Genomic DNA, 9,040 nt, shown 5'->3' with positions numbered 1-9,040 from the left:
ATCTTGCGCACCGGCGTCGACAGTTCGACCGGCACGCCGGCGCCGAAACGCGCCACCAGCGCGCCAAGGCCCTCCTTGCTGAAGTAGTTCGGGTCGAGATCGGCCGCGGCCTGGAAGTCCAGGATCGAGATTTCGTCCTCGTCGGCACCGAAATCCATCGGCCCGGCGAAGGTGGCGGCGGCGCGCGGCGCATGGCCTTTTGCCAAAAGCGCCGAAAGACGATCGTCATCTCCGTCCTTCACTTCATGCCTGGCCAGCAGTTCGAACAGCTTTGCGTCGGCGGCCTTCATGTCGGCTTCTTCCGCTTCGCTCGCCTTGCGCTCGCGGTAGTAGAGATGATCAACGTTCATGTCGTGATGATGCAACGTCCAGCCTGCCGCCTGGGCTTCGGGAAAATAGGGATTGCGGTCGGCGGCATGCAGCCAGGCGCAGCCGATGTCGAAAGGCACGCCGAAATGCTGGTCGCTGGTCCAGGCTCGCCCGCCGATTCGGTCCATCGCTTCGAGCAGCGTGAAGGAAAGCCCCGCGGCCTGCAGGGTCCTGGCGGCGGCAAGACCCGCCGAGCCGGCACCGATGATGACGACATCAACGTCTTGCATGCAGCCCCCTTGCCACAATAATCACTTGATCCTAGGCAAATTCCACGGCATTCGCCAGCATTGCAGCGGTGACAGTGACAAGTGCGCGTTTCGCTGGCAAGTTCGCAATTGGGACGTGATTCAGGCAACCAGGAGATCAACATGGCAATTCTTGCCAAGGGAAAGATGTTTGCAGCGGCCGTGGTGGCGGTGCTTGCGCTGGCGACGGGCGCACAGGCAGCGGCCAGCTGCGGCAAGACCGGCGCCGGCTTCGAGGCCTGGAAGCAGGATTTTGCCGCGCAGGCCAGGTCGGAAGGTGTAGGCGCCAAGGGGCTGGCCGCTCTGGCCGGGGCGAACTACGCGACCAAGACGATCTCCGTCGACCGCGGCATTCACAAGGCTTTCAGCGGCTCGGTGGACGATTTCATGCGGCGGCGCGGCGGCGCGGCGATTATTTCCAAGGGCCGGTCGCTGAAAAAGTCGAATGCGGCGCTGTTCGCCAAGATCGAAGCGAATTACGGCGTGTCGCCGGGCGTGTTGCTCGCCATCTGGGGTATGGAAACCGGCTTCGGTTCGGCCATGGGCAACCAGAACACCGTCTCTGCCATTTTGACGCTTGCCTATGATTGCCGCCGCCCGGGGTTCTTCTACCCGCATGCCATCGCAGCCCTGAAGCTGGTTGATCGCGGGGCGTTGTCAGCCTCGTCGGTCGGCGCCGCGCATGGCGAGATCGGACACACGCAGTTCCTGCCAGGAAACGTCCTGAAATATGGCGTCGGCGGCGGAAACCTGCGCGACAAGGGCACGGCGCTGGCTTCCACCGCCAACTTCCTCAAGGGCCATGGCTGGCGGGCGGGCGCGAGCGCGAGTGCGAATATGGGCGCGATTGCCGGCTGGAATTCCGCGAGCGTCTATCAGCAGGCCATCGCCCGCATCGCCACGGCGATCGACGGCGATTGACGGACCATGCACCGGGCAGAAGGGCCCCGGCCATTTCTGACTTGATCGAAAACCCGGCGCGAATGCCGGGTTTTTATTTGATTTCGAGCGTGTAGGAGCAGCCGGCCAGGGTCTTGCCGGGGTGGGACTCGACGGTCGAGACGTTAAGCTTGACGTCCGTGGAGAAGGTCAATCCTTCCGACTCTTCGGTGCTGTGGACAACGACCTTCTCGCCAAGGAATTTTTGCGGCGTGGAAAAAACGGCCATGACGTTGAGTTCTTCGGCAAGCTCCGGCGCGGCAACGCCGTCGAGCACGGCCATCGGCCCCGCAGCGGTAAACACGATCGATCCTGTCTCGCGGTTGAACACGCGGATTTTGGCCGGCAGTTCGTATTGGCTGAGAAACGGATTGCCCGAGGCAACCTCCTTCCAGCCAAGCGTTTCAACGGCGCCCGGTGCGCTGGACAGCCACAGGGCAAAGTCGTTGTAGGTCGGAACGTCCGCCCTGCACTCGATCAGCGCCGGAAGGTCGAGAGAGGCGGGGTCGAACTCCTGGCCCGCCGCCGGCGTCGCCAGAACAACCAGGGGCGCCAGGCAGCGACCGAAACCGCGCATCCGCCCTACTTGGCGCGGTTGCGCGCGGCCAGCGTCCTCAGCCGCAGCGCATTGAGACGGATGAAGCCGGCGGCGTCCTTCTGGTCGTAGGCGCCGCGGTCGTCCTCGAAGGTGACCAGCGCATCCGAATAGAGCGTCTTCTTCGACTTGCGGCCGGTGACCATGACGTTGCCCTTGTAGAGCTTGAGGCGCACCGTGCCCTCGACCTCTTCCTGGCTCTTGTCGATCATCGCCTGCAGCATCAGCCGTTCGGGCGCGAACCAGAAGCCGTTGTAGATCAGCTCAGCGTAACGCGGCATGAACTCGTCCTTGAGATGGGCGGCCCCACGGTCGAGCGTGATCGATTCGATGGCGCGGTGGGCGGCAATCAGGATCGTGCCGCCTGGTGTTTCGTAGACGCCACGCGATTTCATGCCGACGAAGCGGTTCTCGACCAGGTCGAGCCGGCCGATGCCATTGTCGCGGCCAAGATCGTTGAGTGCCGCCAGCATGGTCGCCGGCGACAGCTTCTTGCCGTTCAGCGCGATCGGATCGCCCTTCAGGAACTCGATCTCGATCTCGGTGACGGTATCAGGTGCGTCCATCGGCGAAACGGTGCGCTGGTGGACGAATTCGGGCGGCTCCACCCACGGGTCTTCCAGCACCTTGCCCTCGGAGGACGAATGCAAAAGGTTGGCGTCGACCGAGAACGGTGCGTCGCCCTTCTTGTCCTTCGGCACCGGGATCTGGTGCTGCTCGGCGAAATTCATCAGGTCGGTGCGCGACTTGAATGACCAGTCGCGCCACGGCGCGATGACCTTGATGTCGGGGTTCAATGCGTAAGCCGAAAGCTCGAAGCGCACCTGATCGTTGCCCTTGCCGGTGGCGCCATGCGCGATCGCGTCGGCGCCGGTTTCCCGCGCTATATCGACCAGATGCTTGGAGATCAGCGGCCGCGCGATCGAGGTGCCAAGCAGATAGGTGCCTTCATAGACGGTGTTGGCGCGGAACATCGGGAAGACGAAGTCGGACACGAATTCCTCGCGCACGTCGACGACGCGGATGTCCTTGATGCCCATCATCTCGGCCTTGCGACGGGCCGGCTCGAGTTCGCCGCCCTGGCCGAGATCGGCGGTGAAAGTCACGACTTCGGCGCCGAGTTCAGTCTGCAGCCATTTCAGGATGATGGATGTGTCGAGACCGCCTGAATAGGCAAGCACGACTTTTTTGACGTCTTTGGCCTTGGACATTTCTACTCCGTCGATGGCGGACGCCCCAGCCTGGGCGTCACGGATTGTCGCAGCGCCTTTTAGCAGGAACGGCAGAGCGAGCAAGCACGCGTGCATGCACGGCTTCTGGTCCAGCGCATGGCCGGGGGCGGCCGGCAGCGAAAACAATCTGCTGCAATCAAAGGCTGCATTTGCTGGAGGGACTTAATCAAGTTTTCACGCCGTGCCGCTAACACTTACGACAAAGCCGCCTTGACCACGTTCCGGGCGGCTTCTTGCCTGCTTTGTCGTGGGTGTCCTCGGACTCGGGCCGTTCTTGATGCGCGTTATATCATGCATCGCCATGGAGCATAATCTGTGGCTTGTCCTGCTGGCGGCGCTGATGTGCGTCACCGGCTGCTGGGTGACGATCGGCCTCTTCGACCGTTCGAGGAAAACCGCCGGCGTGCAGATGAAGGGCTGGCTGTTCCTGACCGCGGTCGCCGCCGGCTCGTCGATCTGGTGCACCCATTTCATCGCCATGCTGGCCTACCAGCCCGGCGCGCCGATCACCTTCGATCCGGTCCTGACCATGGCATCCCTGGTCATCGCCATCATCGGCACCGGGCTGGGCTTCACCCTCGCATCCGGCAAGAGCCGGCGCCTGGCTCCGGAATGGGGCGGCATCGTCGTCGGCCTGGCGATTTCGTCCATGCACTACACCGGCATGATGGCTTATCATGTTGCCGGCATCGTCGAATGGGACGGCTCCTATGTCGTGGCCTCACTGGTCATCTCGGCCGTGTTCTCCGCCTTGGCCGTCGGCCATGCCGTGCGCCGGCCATACCGCTGGTCGCATTATCTCGCCATCGGGCTGCTGGTGCTGGCGATCGTCGGCCTGCATTTCACGGCTATGGCCGCGGTGGCGGTGACGCCGCTGTCCTTCATCAGCACAGGCACCAATCCCGATATTCTGGTGGCAATGGCGGTCGCCGTCGCCGTGGTGGGCCTGATCGTCGCGGCCACCGGCTTCGCCAGCTATCTGATCGATGAGCGTGGCCGTCTGGAGAGTTTCGAGCGGCTTCAGCATCTCGCCCTCAACGACGCCCTTACCGGCCTTCCCAACCGGGTCTCCTTCAACGACCGCCTCGACCATGAGATCGACCGGGCACGCGAGGGCGAGGACACAATGACGGCGGTCATCGTCATCGATCTCGACCGCTTCAAGGAGATCAACGACCTCAGGGGGCATGCGGCCGGCGACCAGGCGCTCAAGATCGTCGCCCGCAGGCTGGCGAAACTCACCGGCGAGGGCGAGTTCGTCGCCCGGCTCGGCGGTGACGAGTTCGCCGCGATCAAGCGCTTCAAGGATCAGAAGGACCTTCTCGGGCTGGTCTCGCGGCTGGAGAAATCCCTGTTCGAACCGTTGCGGCTCGACGATTTCGAGATCGCCGCGGGCGCCAGCATCGGCGTCGCCGTCTATCCGCGCGACGGGGCCGACCGCGAGCGGCTGGTCAGCAACGCCGATCTTGCCATGTACCGGGCGAAGAACGACGTCACGCGAGCCGTCTGCTTCTACGAATCCGCCATGGACGAGACGGCGCGGGCGCGCCGCGCCTTGGCCACCGACCTTCGCCAGGCGATCGACCGCGGCGAGCTTTCGCTGCACTATCAGGTGCAGACCTCGGTCCCGACCGGCGCCACCTGCGGCTACGAGGCGCTGCTGCGCTGGACCCATCCCGTGCACGGCATGATTCCGCCCGCTGAATTCATCCCGATTGCCGAAGAGAACGGCTCGATCATGGCGATCGGCGAATGGGTGCTGCGGACCGCGTGCCGCCAGGCGGCCTCGTGGGGCAATGGCCACAAGATCGCGGTCAATCTGTCACCGGTACAGTTCGCCCATGCCGATCTCGCCAAGCTCATCCATCAAATCCTGATCGAGACCGGGCTGTCGCCGAAACGGTTGGAGCTGGAGCTCACCGAATCGACGATCGTCGCCGACAAGGTGCGCACGCTGCATGTCCTGCGCCAGATCAAGGCGCTGGGGGTGACGATCGCGATCGACGATTTCGGCACCGGCTATTCATCGCTCGATACGCTGCGCTCGTTTCCCTTCGACAAGATCAAACTCGACCGCTCGTTCATGGCTGACGTCGAGCGAAGCCCGCAGGCCAAGGCCATCATCCGGGCGGTGCTGACGCTGGGCCGCAGCCTCGACATTCCGGTGCTTGCCGAAGGCGTCGAGACGCATGTCCAGCTCACCATCCTGCAGGTCGAAGGCTGCAACGAGGCGCAAGGCTATTTCCTCGGCCGGCCCAAGCCGATCGACCAGATCACCGGGGACGCCGATGTTAGCAACGATCAACTCGTCGCGGAGGAGCCGGCGAGGATGCGGCTGAGCAGGCAGGCATAGGACGCCGCGGCCGGCCGTCCAGCGAATGCCTTGCGGACGCCTGCTGGATCGACATCGGGTGGCTGCTGTGTCTGGCATCGTCATGGCGCATCCTGTATAGGCCTCCCAATTCCCTGGGGCCGCTCATGTCGTTCATTCCAGACACCGCCACGCTGATCCAGTTCGCCATTGCCACGGTCATCCTGGCGATCACGCCGGGTCCGGACATGACGCTGTTCGTCTCGCGCACGCTCAACCAGGGCCGTGCCACCGGCTTTGCCTCGATGGCCGGCGCGCTGTGCGGCACGCTGATCCACACCACGCTGGTGGTTGTCGGTGTCTCGGCACTGATCGTCGCCTCGCCGATGGCTTTCTTCGTGCTGAAGATCTTCGGCGCGGGCTATCTCGTCTTCCTGGCCTGGCAGGCGATCACCAGGGGCTCGGCCTTTTCGCCGGAGAAGAAGACCGGCCCCGAGATTTCGCTGTTGCGCAGCTGGGCGGCGGGACTCGGCGTCAATCTGCTCAACCCGAAGATCATCCTGTTCTTCATGACCTTCCTGCCGCAGTTCGTCTCCGCGCATGATCCGAACGCCCCGGGAAAGCTGTTTTTCCTCGGACTCATGTTCATCGTGTTGTCGGTCCCGGTGACCGTGCCGATGGTGCTGGCGGCGGAAAAGTTCTCGGCGGCGATGAAGGCCAGCCCGCGCGTCACGCGGGTGGTCGACTATCTCTTTGCCGGCGTGTTCTCCGCCTTCGCGCTCAAGATCCTGACGGCCCAGGCGAAATAGCGGCCGTCATCCTGCTCGACCACCATCGCCGGATTCTGGTTCGCCTTGCCACCAGCTTCCGGCCCAGCGCCCGGCGCTGAGCCAGTAGAAGATGCCGCCGACCATGCCGCCGCCGATCACCGCCATGATGGCGCTGGTGTCCCTGACCGTGAAGGCGGTGTCACCGCTGTGGTCGGCAAGCCCGAGAAAACCGCCGGCAACCGCCGCGCCCGCCAAGGCATAGTACAGCCAGTCTCGCCGGCCGAGGATCTCGGCAAGCAGGATGACTATGCAAGCCGGCATCAGGGCGAAATAGGCGACGAACAGGGCGACGAAGGGAATCGAGAAATACAGGGAAGCCGTCACCGCCGGTTGCGCTTGCTCCGGTGCGTAGCCGAGAGAGGCCAGGAACAGGATGTTGAGGAAGGCGCTCGCCGCCAGCGAGGCGATGGCATAGCCGAACAGGATGACGGTGAAACGGATGAGGTAGCCGACGAGACGGGTCATCCCAGATCTCGGCCCAAATCCCGGCGCATGCCCGACTTGCGTCCGGCCAGAAGCCAGTAGACCGAACCGGCGGCAATGCCGGCGGTGGCCAGGAAACCGAGAAAGCCCGGATTGAAGATAAAACTGCCGGCCGAGCGCGGCATGGACACGCCAAAGGCGATGGACGTGATCGCACCCGTGGCGGCAAAGTAGAACCATCCCCGAAGCGAAAACCATTCAGCGACAAAGAGCGCCGGGCCGACGATTAGCAGCGCGGCGATCGTCACGGTCAACACCGCGAGCGGGAAGGAACCCAGCCAGTCGAAAGCGAAAATGATGGACCAGTTGCCATCTTCCAAACCTTCCAGAAGAGCGATCAGCAGCACCGGGACCAGGATCGAGGTCAGCACGGCGGCGATATAGCCGACCGCCATCACGGCGAGGCGCTTCAGCCAGGCGACGGGGCGGCTCACGCCTCGCCGTGCCCCGCTATCATCATCGCTTCCAGCGCCAGCCGGTCGACCTTGCGCATGCGCTCGGAGTCGGACTTGAGCTGGCCGCAGGCGGCGAGGATGTCGCGGCCGCGTGGCGTGCGGATCGGCGAGGCATAGCCGGCGTTGTTGATGTAGTCGGCGAATTTCTCGATCGTCTCCCAGTCCGAGCACTGGTAGTTGGTGCCAGGCCACGGGTTGAACGGGATCAAATTGATCTTGGCCGGAATGCCCTTGAGCAGCTTGATCAGCCCCTTGGCGTCCTCGATGGAATCGTTGACATCCTTCAGCATCACATATTCGAAGGTGATGCGCTTGGCGTTCGACAGGCCGGGATAGGCGCGGCAGGCGGCGATCAGCTCCTTCAGCGGATACTTCTTGTTGATCGGCACAAGCAGGTCGCGCAGATCGTCATTGGTGGCATGCAGCGAGATCGCCAGCATGACGCCGATCTCCTCGCCGGTGCGGAAGATTTCCGGCACGACGCCGGAGGTCGACAGCGTGATGCGGCGCTTCGACAAGGAAAGGCCGTCACCGTCGGAAGCGATCAGCAGCGCCTTCTTGACCGCTTCGAAATTGTAAAGCGGTTCGCCCATTCCCATCATGACGATGTTGGACACTTTGCGGCCCTCGGCCGGCACGATGGCGCCGTCGGGCGTGTCGCGGTCGGGAAAATCGCCGAGCCGGTCGCGGGCGGTGAGCAGCTGGGCGAGGATCTCCTCAGCCGTCAGATTGCGCACCAGCTTCTGCGTGCCGGTGTGGCAAAACGAGCAGGTCAGCGTGCAGCCCACCTGCGAGGAGATGCACAGCGTGCCGCGACCCTCTTCGGGAATGTAGACAGTCTCGATCTCGACCGGCCGGCCGGCGCCGCGCGGCGGAAAGCGGAACAGCCATTTGCGCGTGCCGTCGGCGGAAATCTGCTCCTCGACGATCTCGGGCCTGGCGACGGTGAAGTGCTTGTCCAGTTCGGCGCGCAGATCCTTGGAAATGTTGAACATGCCGGCGAAATCGGAGACGCCGCGCACATACATCCAGTGCCACAGCTGCTGGGCGCGCATTTTCGCCTGGCGCTCGGGCACAGTGCCTGATGCAACCAGAGCCTCGGCGAGCTCGACCCGCGTCAGGCCGATCAGCGACGGCTTTTCGGGCTGTGCCGCGCGGGCGCGCAACGCGTCGCGGGCGCCGTCAGTGGTGAGATCGAATGAAAGGGTCATGGTTGCACTGATATAAGCGGTTTGCGGCCGATTTCACGCATCGTGCCGGAAAGGAAGCGCGGCGCATAGCACAGGTTGAGGGCAGAGTCATGGGTTGTGCCGGTTTAACCTCTGGCCTGCACGTGTTAGGGCTCGATACTCCCCGCTCGAGGACAGACATGGCCGGCACATCGCGAAGATATCCCATGCTGCGGCGTTCGCGCGCGATGTGGGGCTCACGGCGGGTGTGGCAGCCGCGCCTGGTGTTCTGGGCCGGGGCGCTTGGCATCGGTGTGATCAGCGTGCTGTTCGCGGTGCTGGCGGACAGGGCGCAGGAACTGTTTCACCTGATGACAGGAGACGGAGGCGGCTGGCGTTTCTATCTGCC

At 63.7% G+C, this 9,040-nt stretch carries 9 protein-coding genes and 1 pseudogene; 4 read left to right on the top strand and 6 right to left on the bottom strand.

The window, feature by feature from the left end; all coding sequences use genetic code 11:
- Positions 1 to 599, bottom strand: a 599-nt coding sequence (locus tag EN893_RS09015; RefSeq protein ID WP_128361499.1) for an FAD-dependent oxidoreductase, incomplete at its 3' end; no start/stop codon positions are given.
- Positions 600 to 740: 141 nt separating this feature from the next.
- Here EN893_RS09015 and EN893_RS09010 point away from each other — a divergent pair.
- Positions 741 to 1,538 (top strand): lytic transglycosylase domain-containing protein, encoded by a 798-nt coding sequence (locus EN893_RS09010; protein ID WP_127271186.1) that lies wholly within the window; start codon positions 741 to 743, stop codon positions 1,536 to 1,538.
- 73 nt (positions 1,539 to 1,611) lie between these two features.
- On the opposite strand, the gene EN893_RS09005 is transcribed toward EN893_RS09010, so the two are convergent.
- Positions 1,612 to 2,133 (bottom strand): hypothetical protein, encoded by a 522-nt coding sequence (locus EN893_RS09005; protein ID WP_127273228.1) that lies wholly within the window; start codon positions 2,131 to 2,133, stop codon positions 1,612 to 1,614.
- A 5-nt stretch (positions 2,134 to 2,138) separates the two neighbouring features.
- A complete protein-coding gene (locus EN893_RS09000; protein ID WP_127271182.1) occupies positions 2,139 to 3,362 on the bottom strand; it encodes an argininosuccinate synthase in 1,224 nt (407 codons plus the stop codon).
- Positions 3,363 to 3,660: 298 nt separating this feature from the next.
- Here EN893_RS09000 and EN893_RS08995 point away from each other — a divergent pair, with 298 nt between their 5' ends.
- On the top strand, positions 3,661 to 5,736 hold the full coding sequence (locus EN893_RS08995) for a bifunctional diguanylate cyclase/phosphodiesterase (protein ID WP_236382960.1): 2,076 nt from the start codon (positions 3,661 to 3,663) through the stop codon (positions 5,734 to 5,736).
- A 125-nt stretch (positions 5,737 to 5,861) separates the two neighbouring features.
- On the top strand, positions 5,862 to 6,503 hold the full coding sequence (locus EN893_RS08990; RefSeq protein WP_127271180.1) for a LysE family translocator: 642 nt from the start codon (positions 5,862 to 5,864) through the stop codon (positions 6,501 to 6,503).
- Between the two features lie 6 nt (positions 6,504 to 6,509).
- Here EN893_RS08990 and EN893_RS08985 read toward each other — a convergent pair whose 3' ends face one another.
- The 3 genes from EN893_RS08985 to rlmN are packed head-to-tail and all read right to left on the bottom strand — an operon-like array spanning position 6,510 to position 8,673.
- Positions 6,510 to 6,989, bottom strand: coding sequence for a hypothetical protein (locus tag EN893_RS08985; protein ID WP_128361498.1), 480 nt, complete (start codon positions 6,987 to 6,989; stop codon positions 6,510 to 6,512).
- Positions 6,986 to 7,402: a hypothetical protein gene (locus EN893_RS08980; RefSeq protein ID WP_236382957.1), complete on the bottom strand. Its 417-nt coding sequence runs from the start codon at positions 7,400 to 7,402 to the stop codon at positions 6,986 to 6,988. Before EN893_RS08980 ends, EN893_RS08985 begins: the two co-directional genes overlap by 4 nt.
- A gap of 35 nt (positions 7,403 to 7,437) precedes the next feature.
- On the bottom strand, positions 7,438 to 8,673 hold the full coding sequence (rlmN, locus tag EN893_RS08975; protein ID WP_127271171.1) for a 23S rRNA (adenine(2503)-C(2))-methyltransferase RlmN: 1,236 nt from the start codon (positions 8,671 to 8,673) through the stop codon (positions 7,438 to 7,440).
- Between the two features lie 158 nt (positions 8,674 to 8,831).
- Here rlmN and EN893_RS08970 point away from each other — a divergent pair.
- Positions 8,832 to 9,040 (top strand): annotated as a pseudogene (locus EN893_RS08970) (chloride channel protein); the annotation flags it as partial.

Source organism: Mesorhizobium sp. M7A.F.Ca.CA.004.04.2.1, from assembly GCF_004022825.1.
In the GTDB taxonomy this organism is placed as follows: domain Bacteria; phylum Pseudomonadota; class Alphaproteobacteria; order Rhizobiales; family Rhizobiaceae; genus Mesorhizobium.
Note: the sequence above shows the minus strand (reverse complement) of the source record. Positions and strands in the feature narration are given on the sequence as shown.

What these genes read in the sequence shown, in the direction of transcription:
- EN893_RS09010 (WP_127271186.1), top strand. Translation starts at nt 741, where the DNA reads ATGGCAATTCTTGCCAAGGGAAAGATGTTTGCAGCGGCCGTGGTGGCG.
- EN893_RS09005 (WP_127273228.1), bottom strand. Translation starts at nt 2,133, where the DNA reads ATGCGCGGTTTCGGTCGCTGCCTGGCGCCCCTGGTTGTTCTGGCGACG.
- EN893_RS09000 (WP_127271182.1), bottom strand. Translation starts at nt 3,362, where the DNA reads ATGTCCAAGGCCAAAGACGTCAAAAAAGTCGTGCTTGCCTATTCAGGC.
- EN893_RS08985 (WP_128361498.1), bottom strand. Translation starts at nt 6,989, where the DNA reads ATGACCCGTCTCGTCGGCTACCTCATCCGTTTCACCGTCATCCTGTTC.
- EN893_RS08995 (WP_236382960.1), top strand. Translation starts at nt 3,661, where the DNA reads ATGCGCGTTATATCATGCATCGCCATGGAGCATAATCTGTGGCTTGTC.
- rlmN (WP_127271171.1), bottom strand. Translation starts at nt 8,673, where the DNA reads ATGACCCTTTCATTCGATCTCACCACTGACGGCGCCCGCGACGCGTTG.
- EN893_RS08980 (WP_236382957.1), bottom strand. Translation starts at nt 7,402, where the DNA reads ATGGCGGTCGGCTATATCGCCGCCGTGCTGACCTCGATCCTGGTCCCG.
- EN893_RS08990 (WP_127271180.1), top strand. Translation starts at nt 5,862, where the DNA reads ATGTCGTTCATTCCAGACACCGCCACGCTGATCCAGTTCGCCATTGCC.